This window comes from Knoellia sp. S7-12, assembly GCF_040518285.1.
Lineage (GTDB): Bacteria > Actinomycetota > Actinomycetes > Actinomycetales > Dermatophilaceae > Knoellia.
Genome location: NZ_CP155449.1, coordinates 3,375,958 through 3,398,830 on the forward strand (window position 1 = coordinate 3,375,958; position 22,873 = coordinate 3,398,830).

Annotated in this window: 19 protein-coding genes and 1 tRNA gene; 6 read left to right on the forward strand and 14 right to left on the reverse strand. The window is 69.2% G+C overall.

Annotated elements, in window-relative coordinates; genetic code table 11:
* Window positions 1-27 precede the first annotated feature (27 nt).
* From V6K52_RS16215 to V6K52_RS16240, 6 genes are all read right to left on the reverse strand, one after another.
* Window positions 28-1,014: a hypothetical protein gene (locus V6K52_RS16215; RefSeq protein ID WP_353951152.1), complete on the reverse strand. Its 987-nt coding sequence runs from the start codon at window positions 1,012-1,014 to the stop codon at window positions 28-30.
* A 26-nt stretch (window positions 1,015-1,040) separates the two neighbouring features.
* The gene (locus tag V6K52_RS16220) at window positions 1,041-1,706 is read right to left on the reverse strand and encodes a GNAT family protein (RefSeq protein WP_353951153.1); all 666 of its coding nucleotides are present in this window, start codon (window positions 1,704-1,706) and stop codon (window positions 1,041-1,043) included.
* On the reverse strand, window positions 1,706-2,200 hold the full coding sequence (locus V6K52_RS16225) for a MogA/MoaB family molybdenum cofactor biosynthesis protein (RefSeq protein WP_353951154.1): 495 nt from the start codon (window positions 2,198-2,200) through the stop codon (window positions 1,706-1,708). The genes V6K52_RS16220 and V6K52_RS16225 overlap by 1 nt, the downstream gene beginning before the upstream one ends.
* Window positions 2,197-2,625: a cyclic pyranopterin monophosphate synthase MoaC gene (gene moaC / locus V6K52_RS16230; protein WP_353951155.1), complete on the reverse strand. Its 429-nt coding sequence runs from the start codon at window positions 2,623-2,625 to the stop codon at window positions 2,197-2,199. The genes V6K52_RS16225 and moaC overlap by 4 nt, the downstream gene beginning before the upstream one ends.
* A gap of 154 nt (window positions 2,626-2,779) precedes the next feature.
* Window positions 2,780-4,000: a gephyrin-like molybdotransferase Glp gene (gene glp, locus V6K52_RS16235; RefSeq protein ID WP_353951156.1), complete on the reverse strand. Its 1,221-nt coding sequence runs from the start codon at window positions 3,998-4,000 to the stop codon at window positions 2,780-2,782.
* On the reverse strand, window positions 3,997-5,382 hold the full coding sequence (locus tag V6K52_RS16240; RefSeq protein WP_353951157.1) for a UTP--glucose-1-phosphate uridylyltransferase: 1,386 nt from the start codon (window positions 5,380-5,382) through the stop codon (window positions 3,997-3,999). Before V6K52_RS16240 ends, glp begins: the two co-directional genes overlap by 4 nt.
* A gap of 62 nt (window positions 5,383-5,444) precedes the next feature.
* On the opposite strand from V6K52_RS16240, the gene V6K52_RS16245 reads away from it, so the two are divergent.
* On the forward strand, window positions 5,445-6,005 hold the full coding sequence (locus tag V6K52_RS16245; RefSeq protein ID WP_353951158.1) for a 5-formyltetrahydrofolate cyclo-ligase: 561 nt from the start codon (window positions 5,445-5,447) through the stop codon (window positions 6,003-6,005).
* Window positions 6,006-6,017: 12 nt separating this feature from the next.
* Here V6K52_RS16245 and V6K52_RS16250 read toward each other — a convergent pair whose 3' ends face one another.
* Entirely contained in the window at window positions 6,018-8,669 is a 2,652-nt protein-coding gene (locus V6K52_RS16250) for a penicillin acylase family protein (RefSeq protein ID WP_353951159.1), read from the reverse strand.
* Window positions 8,670-8,716: 47 nt separating this feature from the next.
* On the opposite strand from V6K52_RS16250, the gene V6K52_RS16255 reads away from it, so the two are divergent.
* A complete protein-coding gene (locus V6K52_RS16255) occupies window positions 8,717-10,306 on the forward strand; it encodes a potassium/proton antiporter (RefSeq protein WP_353951160.1) in 1,590 nt (529 codons plus the stop codon).
* 173 nt (window positions 10,307-10,479) lie between these two features.
* A complete protein-coding gene (locus V6K52_RS16260) occupies window positions 10,480-10,812 on the forward strand; it encodes an FmdB family zinc ribbon protein (RefSeq protein WP_353951161.1) in 333 nt (110 codons plus the stop codon).
* Between the two features lie 77 nt (window positions 10,813-10,889).
* Here V6K52_RS16260 and V6K52_RS16265 read toward each other — a convergent pair whose 3' ends face one another.
* Window positions 10,890-12,662 carry a DEAD/DEAH box helicase gene (locus V6K52_RS16265; RefSeq protein ID WP_353953792.1) on the reverse strand — a complete coding sequence of 591 codons (1,773 nt, stop codon included), beginning with the start codon at window positions 12,660-12,662 and terminating at the stop codon, window positions 10,890-10,892.
* Between the two features lie 227 nt (window positions 12,663-12,889).
* Here V6K52_RS16265 and V6K52_RS16270 point away from each other — a divergent pair, with 227 nt between their 5' ends.
* Window positions 12,890-13,576, forward strand: coding sequence for an SAF domain-containing protein (locus V6K52_RS16270; protein WP_353951162.1), 687 nt, complete (start codon window positions 12,890-12,892; stop codon window positions 13,574-13,576).
* 130 nt (window positions 13,577-13,706) lie between these two features.
* Window positions 13,707-14,075 (forward strand): large conductance mechanosensitive channel protein MscL, encoded by a 369-nt coding sequence (gene mscL, locus V6K52_RS16275; protein ID WP_353951163.1) that lies wholly within the window; start codon window positions 13,707-13,709, stop codon window positions 14,073-14,075.
* Between the two features lie 112 nt (window positions 14,076-14,187).
* Here mscL and V6K52_RS16280 read toward each other — a convergent pair whose 3' ends face one another.
* The 3 genes from V6K52_RS16280 to V6K52_RS16290 form a co-directional block, all read right to left on the reverse strand.
* Complete coding sequence (locus tag V6K52_RS16280; protein WP_353951164.1) at window positions 14,188-14,493, reverse strand: hypothetical protein; 306 nt, start codon at window positions 14,491-14,493, stop codon at window positions 14,188-14,190.
* Entirely contained in the window at window positions 14,490-18,284 is a 3,795-nt protein-coding gene (locus tag V6K52_RS16285) for an AAA domain-containing protein (RefSeq protein ID WP_353951165.1), read from the reverse strand. Before V6K52_RS16285 ends, V6K52_RS16280 begins: the two co-directional genes overlap by 4 nt.
* 186 nt (window positions 18,285-18,470) lie before the next feature.
* Window positions 18,471-19,745 carry an MFS transporter gene (locus V6K52_RS16290; RefSeq protein WP_353951166.1) on the reverse strand — a complete coding sequence of 425 codons (1,275 nt, stop codon included), beginning with the start codon at window positions 19,743-19,745 and terminating at the stop codon, window positions 18,471-18,473.
* A gap of 52 nt (window positions 19,746-19,797) precedes the next feature.
* On the opposite strand from V6K52_RS16290, the gene V6K52_RS16295 reads away from it, so the two are divergent.
* Window positions 19,798-19,869 (forward strand) — tRNA-Arg (locus tag V6K52_RS16295).
* 84 nt (window positions 19,870-19,953) lie between these two features.
* Here V6K52_RS16295 and V6K52_RS16300 read toward each other — a convergent pair.
* Genes V6K52_RS16300 through V6K52_RS16310 form a run of 3 tightly spaced genes read right to left on the reverse strand, consistent with a single transcriptional unit; the run spans window position 19,954 to window position 22,681 of the window.
* On the reverse strand, window positions 19,954-21,039 hold the full coding sequence (locus tag V6K52_RS16300; RefSeq protein WP_353951167.1) for a tyrosine-type recombinase/integrase: 1,086 nt from the start codon (window positions 21,037-21,039) through the stop codon (window positions 19,954-19,956).
* On the reverse strand, window positions 21,036-21,212 hold the full coding sequence (locus V6K52_RS16305) for a helix-turn-helix domain-containing protein (protein ID WP_353953793.1): 177 nt from the start codon (window positions 21,210-21,212) through the stop codon (window positions 21,036-21,038). Before V6K52_RS16305 ends, V6K52_RS16300 begins: the two co-directional genes overlap by 4 nt.
* 38 nt (window positions 21,213-21,250) lie before the next feature.
* Window positions 21,251-22,681: a replication initiator gene (locus V6K52_RS16310; protein ID WP_353951168.1), complete on the reverse strand. Its 1,431-nt coding sequence runs from the start codon at window positions 22,679-22,681 to the stop codon at window positions 21,251-21,253.
* Window positions 22,682-22,873: the final 192 nt, after the last annotated feature.

Consider the following 22,873-nt stretch of genomic DNA (forward strand, 5'->3'; position numbering starts at 1 on the left):
CGTTCGTCGTTGCGTGGGTGGGTGCTGTCAGGCGCCGGCGGTGCGGCGCTGCAGAACCTCGTCGTATGCCGGGTGCTGCGCTTCCGCTGCCGGCGTGACGTCCATGGCCGGTGCCGAACGCTCGGCGGCCCGGGCCTTCATCGTGTAGGTCGGGCGAGGCACTGGGCGGGGGTCCCAGGTGAGCGGGATGTCGTCCTCGTCGATCTCGGGCGGCGCGACCTCGTGCTGAGCGACGGTCTGCCCCTCCACGGTCTCCTGAACGGCCGGGGCTGCGGAGGCAACAGGGGCGGGGACGGTGACCTCGGAGGCCACGTCATACGGCGCCGGGTGCTGGGCCGGCTCGAGAACGGACTCGCTGGCCACCATCTCGGCGGAACGCTGTGGCGACGCATGGGTGGTCACGGATGCGGCGACAGGCGCTGACGCCCGCGCGGTCGGTGCTGAAGTTCGGGCGGTCGGTGCTGCAGTGCGGGCGGCGGCGCGGCGGGCACGGCCACGAGCGGCGCGCTGGGCCTTGAGCTCGGACTGGATCCCGGCACGCAGCCAGAAGAACCCGACCCCGGCCATCACCAACGGCACGACGAAGGACCATGACACCAGGACACCGAGGACACCGAGCAGTCCGAAGATGAGGGTTCCGGCGAGGCCGATGAGGACCACGATCCCGCGGGCGGCACGGCCGGGTCGCATGGCGGTGCGACTCGGCGCCATCGCCTCGACGACCTCAGCGGTCTCGACGTGAGCGACCCCTGAGGTCACGTGAGCCTCGGCGCGCTTCACGGTGACTTGGGGGCGCATGGCGCGGGCCGGGCTCACGGCGTAGGTCCGGGGCGCCTGTCCACCGTGGTCGACCGACGGAAGCGGTGCCCGGCGCTCGAGGACCCGCATCGTCTCGGAGAAGGCATCGACAGACCGGATCGTGGCGAGATGCTCGCGCCGACGGACCCAGTACTGGACAAAATAGGCAGCCCAGATCCCGATAATGACAAGGAAGATGAGGCTGCTCGGCTGCACAAACACGACGTTATGCGTGCAGAGGGTCAGTCAGTTGGACCCTCTACGGTGTGTCGCCCACGTGACTGCTGTGACGTATGGGTCAGACGGTCCATCACGTTCCCGCCGACGAGATCCTCTGTCGTCAGGGCGAAGGAGCGATGATCGCGCCAGTCGCCGTCGATGTGGAGCATCCGCTCCCGCACTCCCTCATCCCGGAAGCCGAGCTTGCGGACGACGGCCAGACTGGCGGCGTTCTCTGGGCGGATGTTGATCTCGATCCGATGGATCCCAAGGTCCTGCATCGCGTGGTCGGCGACGAGGGCGAGAGCCAGCGGGATGATGCCCTTCCCCGCGACCGACTGCGCCACCCAGTAGCCGACGGTGCAGGAGCGGAACGACCCCATGACGATGTTGCTGACATTGATCTGCCCGACGAGCCGACCATCGGTCTCGATGACGAGCGGGATCATCCGTCCGGCGAGGGCATCCTCCTGATAGAGGTCGACCAGATCGTCGAACGTCCTGGGCGAGGTCGCCGGCACGGGCGAGGTCGCGTCCCACGGAGTGAGCCAGTGACGGTTGAGCGCGCGAACCGAGGAGTACTCCTCGGAGTCCTCTGAGCGCAACGGTCGCAGCAGGATCGGCACACCCGCAGGCGTGGTCCCCGCCAGGAGGAGCGACCAGCCACGACGCGGACGGCTCCAGCGCATCAGTGGTCACCTCCCGCGAGCTGACTCAACGCGTGGCTGATGACCGGCTCGAGCACCGCGAGGGCGTCACGGACCCCACCGGTCGAGCCGGGCAGGTTGACGACCAGCGTCTGCCCGCAGATCCCGGCGAGCCCGCGAGAGAGCATCGCGGTCGGCACACCGGCAGCAATGCCGGCAGCGCGGACCGCCTCAGCGATCCCCGGGACCTCGCGATCGAGCAACGGGGCGGTCGCCTCGGGAGTCCCGTCGGTCGGACTGATCCCCGTGCCGCCCGTCGTGAGCAACAGGTCGGGGCGCGCCGCGAGAGCCGCCGCGAGCGTCTCTGCGATGTCGGCGTCGGCCACGACCGTCGGGTCGTCGACCTCGGCGCCCCACGCACGCAGGGTCTCGACGATGAGCGCGCCCCCCTTGTCGGGATAGACGCCCTGCGAGGCACGGGTGGATGCGGTGACGACGATGGCGCGGCGGCCGGCGAGGCCGTGGTCGACGCTCACTGCTCGACCCAGTCGCCGGATCGGCCACCCGACTTCGCCGTGACGCGCACGTCGGTGATGCGGGCGTGTTTGTCGACGGCCTTGACCATGTCGATGAGGGCGAGGGCTGCGACGCTCACGGCAGTGAGGGCCTCCATCTCGATGCCGGTGCGGTCGGCCGTGCGCACGGTGGCACTGATGTCGACGCCGTCGTCGGTGACGTCGAGGTCGACACTGGCTGCGTGGACCGCGACGGGGTGGGCCAGGGGGATGAGTTCCGGAGTGCGTTTCACGGCCTGTATGCCGGCCAGTCGAGCGACCGCAAGCGCGTCACCTTTGGGGACCGTCCCGTCCCGAAGGGCGGCGATCGCAGCCGCCGAGAGGAGGACACGGCCCCGGGCGCTGGCCTCCCGGGCGGTGATGGCCTTGGCGGACACGTCGACCATGTGCGCCGTCCCATCAGCCCGGACGTGTGTCAGCCCTTTGGGAGCCAAAGCCTCGCCCTTGTCACCCTCGCCTGCTGTCACGTTCGTTCCCAACTCACCAATTCCCCTCGTGCGGGACAGACACGCTGTGTCCCTAACGAGGGGAATTGGTGAGTTAGGGACATGGCCAATCCTGCCCCACCAGCGGCAGGAGGTGGACCGTGTCCCCGGGCCGAATCTGCGTGGTCTCGGCGTCGACGACGGCAAGATGCGTCGCGTCGGCGAGTGCTCCGAGCATGTGCGAACCCTGTCCACCGGAGGGGCGGGCGCCGTCAGCATCGACGACGACGCGGGTGAACTCAGCCTTGCCCTCGATCGATGACCACCCCTGTGCGGCAACGCTTTCGATCGTGGCGATCTCGGGGTCGAGCCCGGCCAGAGCACGGAGCGCCGGCAGCACGAAGACATGGAACGACACGAACGAGCTCACCGGATTGCCGGGCAAGGTGATGATCGGCGTGCGCCGCTCGCCCACGACCCCTGCGCCCTGAGGCATCCCGGGGCGCATCGCGACCTTGACGAATTCGACGGTTCCGGTGCCCGACAGCACTTCCTTGACCGTGTCATAGGCCCCCATCGACACCCCACCCGTCGTGAGGATGAGGTCGGGCTGCCCGGGCATGTCCCCGAGCAACGCCGCCATGGCCTCGGCGTCGTCGTTCAGATGCCCACTTCCCATGACGTCCGCACCAGAGGCGGTCGCGAGCGCAGCGAGCATCACGCTGTTGGAGTCCACGATTTGCCCGTACTGGAGCGACTGTCCCGGCAGCATGAGCTCATCACCGGTGGACATGATCGAGACCCGCGGCTTCGCAGCGACGCTGAGTTCTGCGACGTTGGACGCGGCCGCGAGCGCGACCTGTCCCGGCCCCACGTGAGTGCCGGCGCGCAGCACGACGTCACCGGTCCGCACGTCCTCGCCCTGTCGACGCAGGTGTCGTCCCGTCTCGGCAGCCAGGTTCAGCGCCACCCGTGACACTCCCCCGTCGCTGGCCTCCACGGGCACGATCGCGTCGGCACCCTCGGGCAACGGCGCACCCGTCATGATCCGCATCGTCGCCCCGGGCCGCAGCACGTGCCGTCGCGTGTCGCCCGCCGCGATGTCGCCATCGACCTCCAACACCACCGGCGAAGCGGCGCTGGCGTCGACGACGTCAGCCGAGCGGACGGCATACCCGTCCATGGCGCTGTTGTCGAAGCCCGGAAGGTCCACTGCCGCGACGACATCGGCGGCCAGCACTCGCCCCAAGGCATCGGACAACGACACCGTCACCGGAGGCAATGCAGCAGAGATGAGGGCGACCACCGCCGCCCGGTGTTCGTCGACCGACCTCACGCGTCGCCTGCGAGTCGGGCACCGTCCGGGATCAACCGCGGCTCGCCGGCGCGCACCGTGACGTCACCGACGCACACGACATCGCGACCGAACGTCACGTCACCGTCGACGACGAGCGAGCGGGCCTCACTGATCGACGGCACCCCGTGCGGGAAGCGCTCATCGAAGTCGTTGATGAACCTGAATTCCTTGGAGAGGTCGATGAAGGGCTCATCGTGGTCGATGAGCGAGACCACGCGGCTCGCGGCGTCGAGCTCATAGAGGTCGGATCGCACGAGCAACAACTCGTTCGTCGTCTTCACCGGGCGGAAGCGGTCACGCGGGACGAACAGGGCACGCGATCCCTCGAAGACCTCGATGGCCGAGCCCATCGACGACTCGATCTGGATGACCGGCGTCGAGTCCTTGAGGGTCGGGTCGACGGTCTTGCGGTTGACGATGATGGGCAGCTCGAGGACGCCCGCCCGCTCGGCGAGCTGGGTCGCGAGGACGTCGAGGTCGATCCAGAGGTTGTTGACGTGGAAGTACTCGTGCCGCTCGTTGTCGGCGAAGAAGCTCTCCTCGCCCGGCGCCACCTGGGCCGAGTCGCGCAGGATGAGCCGCCCGTCGTCGCGACGTCGGGCGAGGTGCCCACCCTTGCGGTCGTTGCGGGTGCGTGCACAGACCTCGGCGACGTAGGGGATGTCCTCGTCCGCCATCCACGCAGGGATCCGCGGGTCGCACACGGCGCCGAGGTTGTCGGCGTTGGAGAGGAAGAGGTAGCGAAAACCCTTGTCTCGCAACGTGTCGAGCAGACCACTGGACTGGAGCGCGATGTAGACATCGCCGTGCCCCGGCGGGCACCACTCGAGCTCGGGGTCGTCCGGCCAGGACACCGGCGACAGGTCGTCGGAGCGCAGCTTGGGCTCGGCGCTCTGGAGGAAGCTCAGCGGCAACCCCTCGACCTCGAGTCCTGCGTGCGCCGCGAGGTTCTGGAGGGTCTCGTCCTGGGTCCGGAACGAATCCATGAAGACGACGGGCAGCTCGACGTCGTGCTCCTTGCGGATCGCGAGCACCTGTCGGGCGATGATGTCGAGGAAGCTCAGCCCGTCACGCACCGGCAGGGCCGACTTGGGGCCACTGATGCCCATCGACGTGCCCAGCCCACCATTGAGCTTGAGGACCACCGACGTCGCGAGGGCAGCGCGCGCCTCAGTGGTGGTGAGCTCGATGTCGGCGAGGGTCTGCACCTCACCCAACGGTTCGATCGTGTCCTCGTGGATGTGGCCCGTCGCATCATGCTCGACCATCGCGTAGAACCGAGTGAAGGCCATGATCGCCCGCTCGTCCACCCCACGTGTCCGCATCAGGTCAGTGCTCTGCCGGAGGCCGTCATCACCCATGGACGTCACCCTAGGGGACCGGTCTGTGCCCGCGCTGTCGTGTCTGCCGCCAGACTGTTCGGGTGACCGAGGACCACACCAGCCACGACAAGGCCGCCCTGCGCCCGCCCCTGCTCGCCGCCCGACGCGAGATCGCTGCGGTGCGCGACCGCGATGCTGACGACCTCACCCTGGCCACCCATGCCGTCGCACTCGCGCGCGAGTGCGGCCTCACCGAGGGCGACACCGTCGCGGCCTACGAGGCCCTGCGGACCGAGCCACCCACGGCGGCGACGATCGCCGCGTTCTTGACACACGGCATACGCGTCGTCGTTCCGATCACGTTGCCGGACAACGATCTCGACTGGTGCGACGTGACGGACGAGCAGCGTATGCCGCTTGGTCCCGACACGATTTCGGCCGCCGGTCTCGTCCTCACTCCCGGCCTCGCCGTCGACCTCGTCGGGACACGGCTGGGGCGAGGTGGTGGCAGCTATGACCGCGCTCTCGCCCGGCGGGAGCCAACCGCGAGGGTCGTCGTGGTCCTGCACCCCGGAGAGCTGCACAGCGTGCGCCTCCCTCACGATGACCGCGACCAGCGAGTCGACGGCATGCTCACCGTCGACGGGATCACCTGGCTCTAGGCCCTCGGTCCCTCAGCTCGTTCGCCCGGGCACGAGTGTCAGCTCGTCCTCGGCGGCTTCACGCACGGCCTTCTCGGTGAACGGCCACGGGTGCTGACGTCCCTCGACCCAGTCCTGGGTCTGGTCGTCGTAGTGCCCGTTGAAGGCGTGTCCGCTCGCGCCGGTCTGGTTGATCCACGTCGACCGGTCGAGGGAGCCGAGGTCGACGACCATCCGCATCGACGGAGCCCAGTTGGTCTCGTAGCCCTTGCTCGCATCCCAGCCGTTGGCGTTGACGACGGCCGACCCGCCCGGCATCTCGAAGCCGCCGCGGTTGAAGATGCTGCGCACGATGCCGGGCACGCTGTCGCCCCCGAGGACCTGGTGGGTCAGCTCAAGGGTGTGCAGCGCGCCCCAGCGCCAGTCGTCCGGATCCTTGCCGAGACGCTTCGTGAGTTCGAGGCGCGCCTCGACCTGGGCCTGACGCAGGATCTCGTCGCGGCCCTCGGTGATGCCGGCGGTCTCGCGGTTGTCCCACCAGACGCTCCTGGGGTTCGCGAGCAGGCGCCCCACTGCTGCCATGTAGCGGCTGCCACCGTTGGCCCGCAGATCCTCGGGCACCTCGTCGTCGAAGAGGAGTCGCAGGAGGTTGTCCCACACCGCGTTGTAGTAGGCGGCTGCAGCCCCGGTGCGGGAGTCATCAGCGGGAGTCGTGTGGTCCCAGTCGCGAAGGAGGTCCTGCGCCTCACGGGTGAAGGCCACCTCCTGCTCGGAGTCGTCGGCGTCGCCGAGCGGCACGGCGAGCAGGGCCTTGACCAGGGTCGGCGCGAACTCGTTGCGGGAGTCCATCTGGAGGTCAGCCATCTGCGCCACCGTCACCTTGCGGCCATCCGTGGTCGCAGCCTCGAGCAGCTCGCGGATCCGCTGGGCTCGGTAGCCGTGGTCCCATTGCGTCGTGAGGAACGGACTCGCGCTCGCCGTCACGGCCTGGTTGGCCGCGACGATGATCCCCTCAGTGGGGTCCAGAGATGTGGGCATCGACTCGAAGGGCACGTCGCCCTGCCAGTCGTAGGCCTCGTCCCAGCCCGGCGCCGGCCAGTAGCCCGGCGGCGAGCCGGGGAAGGCCGACACTCGAACCGGCACCTGACCCGGCGCCTGGTAGCCGATGTGGCCGTCGACATCGGCATAGACAAGGTTCTGCGCGGGCACGGCGAAGGACTTGGCAGCCTCGCGGAACTCCCCGAAGTTCTGGGCCACGTTCATCTCGAAGATTGCGTCGGCCGTCTTGCTTGCGCGCAGGCCGGTCCAGGCCATCGACACGGCGTAGTCCTGCCCTGACGGTGCCTGCCCCTCGGACTGCGGCACCGGTGAGCGCTCACCGGCTTCGTCGATCGTGTCGAGCACGTCCGACATGAGGGGTCCGTGACGTGTCGACCGGACGGTGATCGTCTCGTCGGCGGCACCCGCGACCTTGATGACCTCACGGCGAGTCGTCAGCGGCTCCCAGGCATCGCCTCGCAGCACACGCTCACCGTCGAGCTTCTCGAGATAGAAGTCGCTGACGTCGGGTCCAAGGTTCGTGAAGCCCCACGAGATCCGGTTGTTGTGACCGATGACCACGCCGGGCACACCGGAGAACGAGAAGCCGGCGACGTCGAGCGGACACTGCTCCGACACCTTGCGGCAGTGCAGGCCCACTTGGTACCAGATGCCGGGCTGGCCCGGGCTGAGGTGCGGGTCGTTGGCGAGCAGCGGCTTGCCCGTGGCGGACTTGTCCGGGCCCACGACCCACGAGTTGGAACCGATGCCGTCACCGCGACCGAGAAGCGCAGGCACGGCTTCGAGCGCACGGCCCACCGCGGCATACGCCCGCTGTGCCGAAGGGTTCGTGAACGTTCCCGCAGCGCTGTCCTTTGCCGCACGCTCGCTCAGCGCGGACGGAACCGCGGAGGACTGCTGGCCGGACGCCGCCGACGGCTGCCAGTCCCCCGGCGAGAGGATCGGCTTGTTCGCGAGGTCGTAGGCCGGATAGAGCTCGGCGATCTGCGCCGGTGAGATCCGGGTCGAGAGGCGGGCTCGGGCCAACTCGTCGGAGTAGTCGCCACGCAGGTCCCAGGCCATCGCCTTGAGCCACGCGATCGAGTCGGCAGGGGTCCAGTCCTCGATCCGGTAGTCCGAGACGGTGGTGCCCAGGACGACGTACTCGAGTGACGCCTGCGACGGCGAGCGGCCGCGGAGATAGGCGTTGACACCGTCGGCGTAGGCCTGCAGGTAGGTGCGGGTCGACGGCGCCAGCGTCGGCAGCTCGGCCTCGGCGATGCGGCGCCAACCCATGGTGCGGATGACCTTGTCGGTCTCGAGCCCGGCGTCGCCGACGAGTTCGGAGAGCCGACCGGACGTGACGTGACGCCGCAGATCCATCTCGAAGAACCGGTCCTGGGCGTGGACGAAACCCTGTGCCCGGGCGATGTCGGTGACGCTGTCGCCATAGATCTGCGGGACTCCACGCTCGTCGCGCAACACGTCGACCTTGCCGCTCAGACCGGCGATGGTGATCTCGCCCTCGGTCTGCGGGAAGGAGCGCCGGACGAGGGAGACGCCGACGATCGAGAGAACGAGGGCGGCAACGGCAAGGACGCCGACCACGGCCAACGCCACCCGTCGGGCAACACGGTGGGAAGTCACCCTGCGAGACTAGGACAGTCAGGCGAGACGACGAGCAAGGACGGGCCGTGATCGACACCCTGGGTATGCCGCGCGCGCTCAGTGGTGCCCAGGGCACGTTGGCCGACACGATGGTTGCGGCCGAATCCGGTGACCTGCACGCCCTTTCGGTGGCGCTCCTCATCGGCTCGGCGGTGCTCATCACGGCGATTGCCGCGGTGCGCGTCTCAACGCGCTCGGGCCTCCCCTCGCTCCTCATCTATCTCGGGATCGGCCTGGCCCTGGGCAACCGAGGGCTGGGCATCGACTTCTCCGACACGGAGTTGACCCAGGTCCTCGGCTACGCCGCCCTCGTGCTCATCCTCACCGAGGGTGGTGTCACGACGAAGTGGGACTCCATCAAGGGATCGCTGGCTCCCGCTGCCGCACTGGCCACCGTCGGCGTCGTCGTGTCCATCGGCGTCGTCGCCGTGGCCGCCAGATTCGTCCTCGACATCCCGTGGAACGCCGCCCTTCTCGTCGGCGCCATCCTCGCGTCGACCGATGCCGCAGCGGTCTTCGCCGTGCTGCGCAAGGTGCCACTGCCACGCCGGATCAGCGGCATGCTCGAGGCCGAGTCCGGCTTCAACGACGCCCCCGTGGTCCTCCTCGTCACGGCCCTCGCTGCCCACACCGCTGGCACCGGCGGGCTGTCGTGGGGGTCCCTCGCGATCACGGTCGTCGTCGAGCTGGTCGTCGGCTCGGCCGTCGGTCTGGCAGTGGGTTGGCTCGGTGGCCGTCTCATGGCCAAGGCGGCTGGTGGGTCATCGGCCCTCTTTGCCATCGGGGTCGTCACGATCTCGGTGCTGGCCTATGCCGCCGCCGACGTCATTCACGCGTCCGGGTTCATCGCCTGCTACCTCGCATCCCTCGTGCTCGGCAACATGGGCCTGCCGCACCGCGCGTCCGTCCTCGGGTTCTCGACCGCACTCGGTTGGCTCGCCCAGATCGGGTTGTTCGTCCTGCTCGGCCTGCTGGCGGACCCGGCGGGCTTCCCGTCGGTGCTGCTTCCGGCAATCGTGCTCGGGCTCGTCCTTCTCCTGGTCGCTCGCCCGCTGTCGGTGATCGTGGCGTGCACACCGTTCGGGCTGAGCTGGCGCTCGCAGGCGTTCCTCTCGTGGGCGGGTCTGCGCGGCGCCGTGCCCGTCGTCCTGGCGACGGTGCCCCTGACGCTCGGCACCGAGGGTGTGGAGTGGATCTTCAACCTCGTCTTCGTCCTCGTCGTCATCTTCACGCTCGTGCAGGCCCCGACACTTCCGTGGGTCGCCCACAAGCTCGGGCTCGACACGTCCCACCACTCCGTCGACCTCAGCGTCGAGACAACGGCGTTCGATGACATCGGCGCACATCTCATGGAGGTGGCGGTCGGGCCGACATCGCGCATCTCGGGCGTGCAGATCTATGAGCTCCGGCTTCCCCCCGGCGCCAACGTGGCGCTGGTCGTCCGCGACGGCATCTCGTTCGTCCCCAAGGAGACGACGCCCTTGCGCCGCGGCGACCAGCTCCTCATCGTCACGCCTGCCGCGGTGCGAGCGACCGTCGAGAAGCGCCTGTATGCCGTGAGTCGGGGCGGTCGTCTCGCCGGCTGGTCCAAGCCGGGGAGCGCCCCCACCTCCTGACCGTGCCCCCGCTTGCGTCTGCGTCCTTGGTCGTTCCAGGTGCCACCTCCGCAGACGCAACAAGGACGGCTGGGTATGCCGGACGGCTCGGTGTGTGGGCGGCATACCGGAGCATCCCCCGACGTTCCGTATCCTTGGAACCGCTCACCACGCAGTGCCCAGGAGGAAACCCCGTGCCCACGTACGCCTACGCATGTCGCGAATGCGACCACCGTTTCGAGCTCGTGCAGTCCTTCAGCGACGACTCGCTGTCGATCTGCCCCGAGTGCGACGGGTCCCTCCGCAAGGTCTTCAACTCCGTCGGAGTCGTCTTCAAGGGCGGCGGTTTCTATCGCAACGACTCGCGCGCCGCCGCGAGCAGCAGCACGCCGGCAGCCTCCACGAGCACCTCGTCCGACTCCGGCAGCTCCAGCTCGAGCGGCTCGTCCTCCGGCTCGTCGAGCTCGTCCAGTGCCTCGTCCAGCAGCAGCTCGTCGACGTCCTCGACGTCAGCGGCGTCCGCCTGACCCCTGCGTGGAGTCAGGCGTGACCGCCCTGCGTTGATCCGATGGAGCGCTTGACCTGGTCCAGCAGCTGACCAGAGTCAGCGCTCCCGCGGGCCGCCCTTGCGGTGCGGCTTCTTGTCCAGACGTCCGCCACGCTCGCTCGACTCGCTCAGCTCGATGAGCTGACCCGAGATGCGGGTCGTGCGCAGCAGGTCCCACGTCCCTGAGGGCAGGGTCGCGGGCAGCTCGACGAGCGAGTGGTCCGCGCGGATGTCAATGTGGCCGAAGTCCTGTCGGCCGAGCCCGCCCTCATTGGCGAGAGCGCCGACGATCTGACGCGGCTCCACCTTGTGCCGACGCCCGACGGCGATCTTGTAGGTCGCCATGGGGACGTTCGAGCCACGTCGGGCCGGACGTTCGCTGCCGCCGCTCTTGTCGAAGCGACCACCACCGCGGTCATCACGGCGCGGGCCGCGGTCTGCGAAGTCGCGACCGCCCTGGGCGCCACCGGAGTCGCGCTCGCGTCGGGGCGGACGCACCGGGTCAGGACCGAGCAGCATCGGCTCGTCGCCCTGGAGCACGATCGCCAGTGCCGCAGCCACGTCGGCCTCGGGTGCGTTGTGCTCACGCACGTAGTGGGCGATGACGTCGCGGAAGGCGTCGAGCTCGTTCGAGGACAGGGCCGCGGTGATGCGGTCGTCGAAGCGGCCGAGGCGGGTGGCGTTGATGTCCTCGACGCTCGGCAGCTGCATCTCGGTCAGCGTCGTCTTGGTGGCCCTCTCGATGGCCTTGAGCAGGTACTTCTCACGCGGCGTGACAAACGAGATTGCGTCGCCCGAGCGACCGGCGCGGCCCGTGCGACCGATGCGGTGCACATAGGACTCGGTGTCGGTGGGGATGTCGTAGTTGACGACGTGGCTGATCCGCTCGACGTCGAGGCCACGGGCCGCGACATCGGTGGCCACGAGGATGTCGAGCTTGCCGGACTTGAGCTGGGCGACGGTGCGCTCACGCTGATTCTGGGCGATGTCCCCGTTGATTGCCGTGGCCGAGAAACCACGGGCCCGCAGCTTCTCCGCGAGCATCTCGGTCTCGTTCTTGGTCCGGACGAAGACGATCATCCCCTCGAAGTTCTCGACCTCGAGGATGCGGGTCAGGGCGTCGATCTTCTGCGGATAGGAGACGAAGAGGTAGCGCTGCGTGATGTTGGGCGCGGTCTCCGTCGTGCGCTCGACCGTGATCTCGAGGGCGTCGGTGAGGTATTTCTTGGAGATGCGGCGGATCTGCGAGGGCATCGTCGCAGAGAACAGGGCCACGTGCTTCTCGGCAGGGGTGTCCGCGAGGATCGTCTCGACGTCCTCGGCGAAGCCCATCTTGAGCATCTCGTCGGCCTCGTCGAGGACAAGGAAGCGCAGCTCCGACAGGTCGAGGGTGCCCTTCTCGAGGTGGTCCATGATGCGGCCGGGCGTGCCGACGACGATGTGGACACCGCGGCGCAGGGCGCTCAGCTGCACGCCATAGGCCTGTCCGCCATAGACGGGCAGCACGTGGACGCCGGGCATGCGGGAGGCGTACTTCTCGAAGGCCTCACAGACCTGGAGCGCGAGCTCACGGGTCGGCGCGAGGACGAGGGCCTGCGGGGACTTCTGCTTGAGGTCGAGGCGGCTGAGGATGGGCAGCGCGAAGGCCGCCGTCTTGCCGGTTCCGGTCTGCGCGAGGCCCACGACGTGGCGCCCCTCGAGGAGGGCCGGGATCGTCGCGGCCTGGATCGGGGACGGCGTTTCGTAGCCCACGTCCTTCAACGCCCGGACGACTCGTTCGTCCAGGCCGAGGTCGGCGAAGGTGTTCTGCTCAGGCTCTTGGGGGGTCATGCTGTTGTCGCTCACGTCACGACCGTACTGGCGCACCCCCCGCCACAGCGAATGCCGTGCCTGCGCGCAGGTGCGTGCGACACGGCATACACCGCTCTTGTATGCCGTGTTGCCGTCGTCGCGATGCCGTGTCGCCGTCGTCCACAGGCTTCTTCCGAGGCCTTCGTCGTCCACAGACTCCGCATCACCTCTCCCGCTGGCCGATCGCTCGACCTAGCGTCGAGGACATGCCACGACCAGACCTTCCCTCGCTGCCCCGACCGGCGCTGCTCGGACCGTCGAGGCGCGCGCGCTGGCGCCGGTGGGCCCTGCGCCGCGGCTGCGCGGCGGTCTGTGCCGCCGCAGCGGTGCTCACGCTCGTCGGCCTGGTGCGTCCACCCTCACCCCCGACGACCGCGGTGCTCGTGGCGGCGCGAGACCTTCCGCCCGGTGCGGTCCTCACGACGACGGACGTCCGTGCTGTCCAGCACCCGGGCGGACCCGACGCTGTCGGTGCGGTCGGGGCCCTCTCGCGCGCCGACGACCTCGCCGGACGCCGCACCACCTCGCGGGTGCCGGTGGGCGAGCTCATCACGAGCAGTCGCCTCATCCCCCGCTCGGCCGCCGAGGGGCTGCCGGCCGACACGGTGGCCGCCCACGTCCTCCATGCCGACGAACGCTCTCTCGATCTCGTTTCGGCGGGTCAACAGGTGACGATCTTCGCGGACACGGGCGGCAACGCGCTGGCCACCGACGTCCTCGTTCTCGGCGTCGACACGCCAGAAACCCCCACCTTGACCGGATCGTTGCCCGGAGCGGGAGCCACGCCGCGGGGCCTGGTCCTTGCTCTTGCGCCCGCCGCCCTGGACCGCGTCTTTGCAGGTCAACGACCAGACGGTGGCCCACCGAGGATCCTGACCGTAGCGACCGGGTGAACCGGATCGCTCTGGTTCGACACGCCCCCTCAACTGGCGCCGCGCGAGGTTACCGCACGGCTTGTACTGTGGCAGCGCTTCGGCGAATTCGACGTCGGGCAACACGTTTCCGACTGAAAGGACAGAACCCATGAAGGGCTTCAAGGACTTCGTCATGCACGGCAACCTGGTCGAGCTCGCGGTGGCGTTCGTCATCGCTGGCGCATTCGGCGAGGTGGTCAAGACGATGGTCGACGTGATCATGTCGATCGTCGGCAAGGTCGGCGGCAACCCCGACTTCAACACGTGGGAGCCGGCCAAAATCCCGCTCGGCGCGTTCATCACCGCGCTCGTCGCCTTCCTCATTCTCGCCGCCGTCGTCTACTTCTTCATCGTGAAGCCCTACACCCACGCCAAGGAGCTGTTCTTCCCGGCGGAGCCGGAGTCCGACACGGTCGACCCCAACACCGAGCTCCTCAAGGAGATCCGCGACAGCGTGCGCGCGCGTCCCACCCTCTGACCAGACGGCACCGACTCAGGGCCAGTTCAATTGACCCACACCGCCACGGGGCGGGAGCCAGCATCGCGCTGATTCCCGCCCCGTGCCGCTGTCCCGCCTTCTGACCCGATGTTCAGTCCCAGTGGGGTGGGCGGTTCTCGCGCAGCCACCGTGCGGACGCGTCGTCGTCGCCGCGCTCGCCCCAGCCGACGTCCGTGTCGTCCTTGGTCTGGTCGACCTTCTTCTTGCCGGTATGCCGCTTGCTCGTCGCAGCTTCGCCGCTCACCTTCTCGCTCGCGTCCGCTGTCGAGCCGTCATCCGGCTCCCGAGTCAGATCGGCCGCGGCCCGCTCCTCGACGCGACGTCGGCTCGACGTCAGCCCTTGGTCCGAGCCGACGCGTTGAGGTGCGCTCGAGGCGCGGCGAGAGCGTCGAGTCACGACCCGCCGCGCTCTGCGAGGTCCTTGATCCGGGCGACGTCGCGCGCCGGGTCGCGGAAGGCGTCACGCGTCCACACCCGCACGTGGCGCCAACCGAGGCGCCCAAGATGCTCGGCACGCAGCCGGTCACGATCACGAGCGCTGGACATCGCGGCATACTCCGGACCGTCCGACTCCACCGCGACAGCCAGCCGGCCGCGGTGGTTGGGGTCCTCGACCGCAAGGTCGATCGGGTCGGCGGACGACCCGTAGCGCTCGTGGACGATGAGTCCACCGGCCCGAAGTCGACGAGCGAACTCGGCCATGACCACCGACTGCACGGGCATGGACGACGCCGCGTCCCCCCCGGGATGCTCAGCGGCCTCAGGTGTCGTCACCGGTGCATCCGCGCACGTGGCAACCACCGCGGTGCTGGAGGCAGCAGCGTGCGCGAGGTAGTCACGCAGCATCTGGGCGCCGCGAGCCTTGAGGCGTTGCGGGTCCAGCTCGTCGGCGCTGATCGAGGAGACCACGGTCATCCGCTTCTTGGCGCGGGTGATGGCGACGTTGAGTCGCCGCTCGCCGCCCTCGATGTTGAGCGGCCCGAACCGGTGCAGCACTCGCCCGTGCGGGGTCTTGCCGTAGCCGACCGACAGGATGATGGCGTCGCGCTCGTCGCCCTGGACGCGCTCGAGGTTCTTGATGAAGAAGCGCTCGTGGACGTCCTCCTTGAAGAACGTGGCCGTCTTCGGGTCGAGGCCGAGCAGTGCCCGGCGCACGGCGTCGTCCAGACGCTGGGTGTGGGCGAGTCCCAGGGCGATGACCCCGAGGCTCTCAGCGGGACGGGTGCGAGCGTGCTCGATGACGAGGTCGACGACCCGCTCCACCTCGGCCTGCGTGGTCTCGACGCTGCCCGCGGCCTCGGCCACGACTCCCGCGCCGTCAACAAGCTCATGGCGCAGGACGGGTGCAGCGCCAGCCCCCGGGAAGGTGACGAGCGAGCCGTCATAGACGTGCTCGTTGGCGAACGAGATGAGCCGCTCGTCCTGCGAGCGGTAGTGCCACGACAGCCGCCGGCTCGGCAGCGTCGCGGCCATCACGTCGAGGATGGACTCGACGCCTTCGGTGAGCGAGTCCTCCGCCGACGCCTCCCCCAAGGACTCGCTGACCGTCGTGAAGAACGAGGTCGGGGGCAGCTGCTTCGCATCACCGGCAAGGACGACCTGGCGTGCGCGAGAGATCGCAGACACGGCCTCGGCCGGCGGGATCTGGGAGGCCTCGTCGAACACGACGACGTCGAACCACACGCCGGGCGGCAGCACTGAGGCGACCACGAGCGGGCTCATGACCCAGCAGGGCCGCACGGCCGTGAGCAGCTCGCCGGTGGCGGGCAGCAGGTCGCGCAACGGGCGGTGTCGACGCGACTTTGCGCCTTCGGCACGGATGAGGCTCTCGTGCTCCGGTGCGTCGGCCAAGATGCGGTCGACATTGGCACGCACGGCGGCCCGCACGCGACCAGCGTTCTGCCGCAGCACTTCTCGGTCCGCCGTCGCGAACTCGCCCACGGTCCGGCGCAGGTCCTCACCGTCGTGGGCACCCACCCGGGGATCACGCAGGGCGATGTCGTCGAGCACCGAGCTCCACCACACGAACTCGGCCTCGCCAGCAACTCGGTCGGCGGCGACACCTCGGGTCGAGAGGTCGTCGAGCAGGGTGCCGAGCCCTGCTGCGCGCAACGATTCGACGGGACCGATGACCGACGGCACGACTGCGAGCCGCTCTGGTGCATCGGCGAGCGACTGCATGCGAGCGCTGAGTTCGTCGCGCGGGAGGTCGAGGAGCGAGGGCGCGGCCTCAGTGGTCGGGACGCGCTCCTCGAGCCAGGCAAGATCGGCCGCGAGACCGGCATACGCCCCCATGGCACGGTCCAGGTCGGACGGCATCTCCGGACGCCCACCGGCCCCGGCCATCCGCTTCCACGCACTGCGCTGCTCGTTCGCTTCGACGAGAGCGGCGTGGAGGTCGGCCGGCGGGCGGCCCGGACGGACGTAGCGGCGCACCTGCCGCTTGAGGCCACGCCGTTCCCACCACCCGAGCTCGGCGTCGACGGACGACCGGTATGCCGCAGTGCCCGTCGCTGCGACGAAGTCGCCGAGCGGGACGTCGAAGATCTCGGGGCGGAACGTCTCGAGGGTGTCGCGCACCTGCGCGACCGTGTCGAGGATGCGGCCCCAGTCGCGCACCGTGCGGGACTGGGGAAGTCGCAGGCCGGTGAACACGTTCGCCAGCGTCGTGCCGACGCCGGGGATGCCGTCGCCAGACCAGCGCTCCACGAGCTCACGAGCGCGCACGGCTTCGTCCACAGTGCGGACGGTGGCTCCGAACCACGGGTCGGTCGCGTGGTCGGTGCGCCACGCGCCGCGCGACGCGATGCGGGTCAGCTCGCGGGTGAGCACTTCGTAGCGGTCGCGCGGCAGCGACTGAAGCGCCTCACCGCGAATGCGCACGTGCGAGCGCGGCGGGTGCTCGCTCACTGCCAGCGCGCTGATGGCCTCCTGGACGTCATGCACTGACACTCCCCAGGGGTGTCGCGACTGGTGCATCGCGTCGCGGTGCTCGCGCAGGGTCGAGGCAGCAGCACGCAGCCGGTCCACGTCGCGACCCGGCGGGTCGGCCGGCCGGGCCGTGCGACCGGGCAGCGCGTCGGCCAGCTCGGTGGCGATGCGACGCCGCCCCCGAGCACCGTCATGCAGGTCGAGGACGAGGTCTCCGAGACCCACGCGGTCGAGCCGACCGACGACGGCGTCGATGGCAGCACGCTTCTCGGCAACAAACAGGACGCGCTTGCCGTCTGCCGCGAGCGCCGCGACGAGGTTGGCGATGGTCTGCGACTTGCCGGTGCCGGGAGGCCCGTGGACGACGAGGTGCGCGCCGGAGCGGGCCGCCTCGATGGCCTCCTGCTGCGACGAGTCCGCGTCGAGGACGAGGAGGCCCTGGGCCGGGTCGGGGATGCTGTCGGCCGGTCGGGTCGGCAGTTCGTGGCGCACCGAACGCAGCGCCGTCGGGTCGCCCGCCATGGCCGCGATGACGTCGTGGTCGGCGAGCGCGTCGCCCTGCGCGGCGAGGTCGGCGACCATCGGCAGCTTGGCGTAGGAGAACGTGCCCAGCACGATCCGGGGCGTCACCTCGAACTCCGGCACGTCCGCGCAGGCCTCGGTCAGGGCGGCATACGCCGGGTAGGGGTCGAAACCGGCCGGTGTGTGTGTCAGCCCTTCGAGCTTCTCCGAGTCGATCGAGAGACCCTGCTCCGAGGTGAGGTAGTGCTCGAGCACGGGGTTGAACTCGATCTCGTCGCCGAGGTCGAGTTCGTAGTCGTCGTGCTGGGGGGTCGTGGGCCGCAGCGTGCAGCTGCGCAGAAGCACGGGCGCTGCGGGCTGTCGAGCGGCGGCAGCCTTGCCCCGGCCAAGGCTCCACGTCGCCATGCCCACGGCGACGAAGCCGGTGTCGATGCCGCGTTCCTCGCGCAGCTCGCGCGTCTTGCCGGCGATCGTGCGAGCCCGCCTGCGGGCCTCGTCGAACGCCGCCGGTTCGCGCACGAGGTCCGAGAGTCGCGTCGGGCGGCCCGCCAGGAGCATCGACACCCCGCCGGGGTGCGCGGTCGTGAGGTCGAGGGTTCCGGTGGGGAGATCGCGATACCAGAGCAGCGTGTTGCGACCGCCCAGGTCGACGAGGTGCTTGGTCCATCCCTCAACTGCGTGGCGGACTCGCTCGGTCCGCGAGTCGATCTCTGACTGCGGTCCGATGTCACTCACCTCAGCAGGCTAACAACGACGAGGGGGTATGCCGTGCCGCCCTCCACGTGGCATCTCACGAACCCGAGCCCAAACCCTTCCGTCCGCGCTGTGCACTGCTGCGCTGGGGCGCAGCAACGCTGGCACTGCTGCGCTGGGGCGCAGCAACGCTGGCACTGCTGCGCTGGGGCGCAGCAATGCACAGCGTTAGTCCGACAGATCGGTCGGGCCGCGCAGGACAAGAGCGGCGGCGCCGATCGCCAGAGCAATGACAAGGCAGGCCAGCGCAAGGGCGTGGAAGCTCACCCGGTCGACGACGACCCCGGCGAGTGCCCCGCCGACCCCAGCCGACAGCCCCATGACGAGGTCGCTCGCTCCTTGCGCGCCGGGCCGCTCCGCCGTCGGCAGGGCACCGGTGAGCAGGGTCGAGCCGGAGACGAGCGTGCAGGACCACCCCAGTCCGAGCAGGAAGAGCGCGATGAGCAACCGCGTCGAGTGACCCATCGGTGCCGTCGAGGCCAGCAGCGTGGCGACCGCGAGGATGCCGGACCCCACCATGGCGACGATGCGACCACCGAGCCGATCGACGGCCATCCCGGTGAGCGGTGAGAACGCGAACATCCCCAGAATGTGGATGCTGATGACGAACCCGATGATGGTGAGGTCGGCGTGCCCGTGCCGCATGTGCAGCGGCGTCATCACCATGACGCTCACCATCGTCATGTGCCCGAGCGCCAGCGTGATGAGGCCGAGCAGCGCCTGTGGCCTGGCGACGATGACGCGCAAACCACGGCCGATCGAGCCGTGGGTCCGGCTCGAGGCTCCCGGGTCGGCCTCGGTGGCGCGACGCCTGGCCTCGACCAGCGGATCGGGTCGCAGTCGCCACGCCAGGACCGCGATCGCGAGCAGGAGGCCGACGAGCGAGAAGACGAAGGGGCCCGTGAGCCTCGGGATGCCGAGCAGGCGCGACACCGACTCGCTCGGCCCGACGAGGTTGGGTCCGAGCACGCTCCCGATCGTCGTGGCCCACACGACGAGGCTCAGGTCGCGCCCACGGTGAGCCGGCTCGGCAAGGTCGGCCGCGGCATACCTTGCCTGGTTGTTGGACGCCGTCGAGCCGCCGAAGAGCAGGCTCGCGACGAGCAGCAGCGCAAAGCTGCCGACGATGCCGGAGGCGATGAGGCCGAGCGCCCCGATGAACGACAGGGTGTAGCCGAGGATGAGGCCGGGGCGCCTCCCATGAGCGGCACTGAGCCGAGCCATCGGGACGGCAATAAGCGCTGAACCGATGACCTGGAAGGTCGACCCCAGTCCGGCATAGGTCGGCGACCCTGAGACCTCTTCGGCCAGGAGAGCACCGACGGCGACCCCACTGGCCAGCGAGACCCCGCCAAGGATCTGAGACATCGACAGCGTGGCGACGGTGCGGCGCTGGACCGGATCGCGGTGGGTGGTCGCCTCTGTGGAGTCCGGTGCCGTCACCTGCGCGAGTATGCCGTGATCTAGTCTGGTTCGCGGCCTGCGGGCCCTTCCCGCCCTCGTAGCTCAGGGGAAGAGCACTTCTCTCCTAAAGAAGGTGTCGCGTGTTCGAATCACGCCGAGGGCACCCTGCCTGACCTGCGGAAGCGTGGTGTGGCGTTCGGCTGACCCGTCCGCGGAAGGCCCGAAATGGGCACCAAATGGGCACATCTCAGATCTCCCCCACTGCCTGGCCGGCCGAGTAGAGCCCGTCGAGAGCGGCCGCGATCGTGTCCAGTTCGTCGTCGTAGAGGTGGGCGTAGATGCGGGCCGTGGTGGTGATCGACTCGTGGCCCATCGCCTTCTGGATGAAGCGGAGATCCGCGCCAGCCATCCTCGCGAGGCTGCCAAACGTGCGTCGCAGGTCGTGCGGTGTGGCGACCATTCCGAGCGACTCCAGGGCCTTGTCGAAGCCAGCTCGTCGCCGCCAGTTCCGCACTCGCAGGTAGCCGCCCTCTGGCGAACCGTAGACGAGCGCGTCCTTCGGTCGCCCTGCCAGTCGCTCGGTCAACGACGGGATGAGGAGCTGGGGGATCGGGACGTATCGGTGCCCGGCCCGGCTCTTGGGCTGGTCGACGTCGATGCGGCCGTCGACCTCGGTCGCGCGTTGCACGACGTGGACACGCCTGCGCGTGAGGTTGACGTCCTCGACCCGGAGGGCGGCGAGCTCGGACCACCGCAACCCCATGTACGCCAGCGACAGCACGATGTCTCGATCCTGTGGCATGGCCTCGGCCAGGGCATGGACCTCGTCGACGGTGAGGATGCGTTCACGGACCGGCGCACGCTTTGGCAGTCGCACGCCTCGCGCGACGTTGACCGGCACCCGGCGGGTCGCAGCCGCGTAGTCGAGCACCCTGCACAGCACGCCATGGGCCTTGCGGACCGTGTCCGTCCCGAGCCGAGCGCTCAGGTCGGTGACCCACTCGGCCACGTCGGCGTGCTCGATCTTGGCGACGGGCCAGCGGCCGAAGGTGGGCTCGATGTGCTTCCACGCGTGACGGTAGCCGGCCTGGGTTGTCGCCCTCAGGTGGCTGATCCCTGCGCTCTGGTACTCCGTCCAGACCGCCCCCAAGGTGGCCCTGCCCCGTTGCGGGTCGACCCAGTCGCCGCGGCGGCGCTGCGAGAGCACCTGCCTCTCGTAGTCGGCTGCTTCCGACCGTCGGGCGAAGGAGCGGGAGCGGAACCGGCCGTCGGGCGTGCGGTAGCGCACCCGGTATGAGTAGGTCCCGTCCCGCCGCTCCCTCTTCTCGATCATCGCGACCGGCCTCTGGCCGCCTTGGAGGTATTGATCCACGCCAGGACGTCCTCGGCGTCGAAACGCCGATGCTTGCCGAGCTTGAACGACGGTGGTCCGCCGCCCCTGACAGCCCAGTGGTGCACGGTCGAGACGGGCACGTCGCACACCTCGGCGACGTCCCGCACGGTCATCAAGGAGGGGAACTCCCTCACGGTCTTTCGCAATGCCCTCACTTCCCTTCTGCTGGCTGGTCTTCGGTTCGATTGCTGACGGGTCGCGTTGTGCCAGAACGAATCCGAGACAGTGCTGCCGAACGAACGGCGTCCGCTGCCTCGGCCATCGAGAGGTAGCCACGGCCGACGTACGTGAAGGACGCGACATGGACGAAGCCGTTCGGAGGTTCGTCCTCGCCGAGGAGGCGGCGGATGTCCGCATCCGGGTCGAGGCCTGCGGGGCGTCGGTGATGCAGTCGGCGCAACCGTCGGAGCTGGCCGAAGGTGACCGAGTACGCCCGTGACTTGGTGATCGGGTGTCCCCGATAGCCCAATGTGGCATGCCGGTCGGCGAGGCGAGCCAGGTTGTCCACAGACCTTGCGAGCTGCTCAGCCGTCGCGATGATGCGCACGACATGAGGGCTGGCGCCGAGCAGGCGCGCGTGTTCAGTGGACCGGATGGTGCCGCTCAGACCGAAGTCCTCGGTGCTTTTGGTCAGGTACTTGGAGAGGTACGCCGCGACCTGTTCCGGATGGGCGGCGCGGCGTGATTCGTTCTCACGGGAGGCAGCGCCGCTGATCGTCCGCGTGTCGACCTGACTTCCCCAACGCAGTTCGTATGCCGTGCCCTCGAGGCCGGATTCGATGAGGGTCACGCTGGCCGCCGCGTCGCGGACGGCGTCCTCGAGATCGGCCACTGTCAGCGCCAACGAGGTCGATGGACCGTCGGGGCCCCCGGGTCCGTCCAGCCTGAACGGGGCATGGACGTGGATCAGCCCGCGGGCTTGGAACTCGACGACCTTCGAATAGGAGATCCGGCAGCCGGCGCGGAATGTCGTGACGTCGACACCCGCCGACCTGGCCAGGGCGCGTTGCAAGGCGATGGTGAACCGCCGCCACAGCTCGGGAGCGTGCCATTGCCACAGGACGTGACCGACGTAGTCGTAGCACTCACCGCAAAGCGGTTGTCCCACTTGCGGATCCGTCGCTTCATGCCTCTTCGAGCACCACAGTGGGCGCCCGTGAGGACACACGGGATGGTCGCGTCGCGGCCGGCACAGGCCGGTTCGGCGTTGGCCGTGGACTGCGCCGAACGAGGGCGCGGTCAGGGTAACGAACGTGCAGGGATGGTCGGCCACATTCGCGGGGATGCCCTTGCCGCCGGCCAGTCCACACATGAGCAGGTGCCAGGCATCGCCCTTGTACTCGTGGCTGCACGACGGACAAACACTCGCGCGCCGGTTGCCGCACCGCACGTAGGTGCGACCGTCGAGCTCTTGGGCCGACGAGTAGACCGTGGTGACCTCACCTGTCGCGGTGTTCACTGATTCGCGGGATCCGACCAGCCTGATCGGCCGGGAGCACCCCCGGGCACGGCTTTCGGCGTTGCTCATTCCGGCCGCGCCAAGGACCGCATCGGAAGGCCCCACGTTGAGCGAACTGGGCATCACGCACTCCCAACAGGAGGGTGTGCCACGCGGATCGCTGCGGTCCTGGATCTGCGTGACACACCCGGTCTGTAGGCGGTCGATGCGTTGGCTTCACCGGCGTCTCAGGACCGCTCACACGCCGGGTCGCGCCCACCGGGGGCGCCGCGGATCAACGAGTTTGCGTTTGAGCGGCTGTCCATGATTGCGACC

Bases quoted from the DNA above. Each gene is read 5' to 3' on its own strand.
- V6K52_RS16220 (WP_353951153.1), bottom strand. From the start codon at position 1,706: ATGCGCTGGAGCCGTCCGCGTCGTGGCTGGTCGCTCCTCCTGGCGGGG.
- moaC (WP_353951155.1), bottom strand. From the start codon at position 2,625: ATGGTCGACGTGTCCGCCAAGGCCATCACCGCCCGGGAGGCCAGCGCC.
- V6K52_RS16240 (WP_353951157.1), bottom strand. From the start codon at position 5,382: ATGGGTGATGACGGCCTCCGGCAGAGCACTGACCTGATGCGGACACGT.
- V6K52_RS16265 (WP_353953792.1), bottom strand. From the start codon at position 12,662: ATGACCCCCCAAGAGCCTGAGCAGAACACCTTCGCCGACCTCGGCCTG.
- V6K52_RS16270 (WP_353951162.1), top strand. From the start codon at position 12,890: ATGCCACGACCAGACCTTCCCTCGCTGCCCCGACCGGCGCTGCTCGGA.
- mscL (WP_353951163.1), top strand. From the start codon at position 13,707: ATGAAGGGCTTCAAGGACTTCGTCATGCACGGCAACCTGGTCGAGCTC.
- V6K52_RS16300 (WP_353951167.1), bottom strand. From the start codon at position 21,039: ATGATCGAGAAGAGGGAGCGGCGGGACGGGACCTACTCATACCGGGTG.
- V6K52_RS16305 (WP_353953793.1), bottom strand. From the start codon at position 21,212: ATGACCGTGCGGGACGTCGCCGAGGTGTGCGACGTGCCCGTCTCGACC.
- V6K52_RS16310 (WP_353951168.1), bottom strand. From the start codon at position 22,681: ATGCCCAGTTCGCTCAACGTGGGGCCTTCCGATGCGGTCCTTGGCGCG.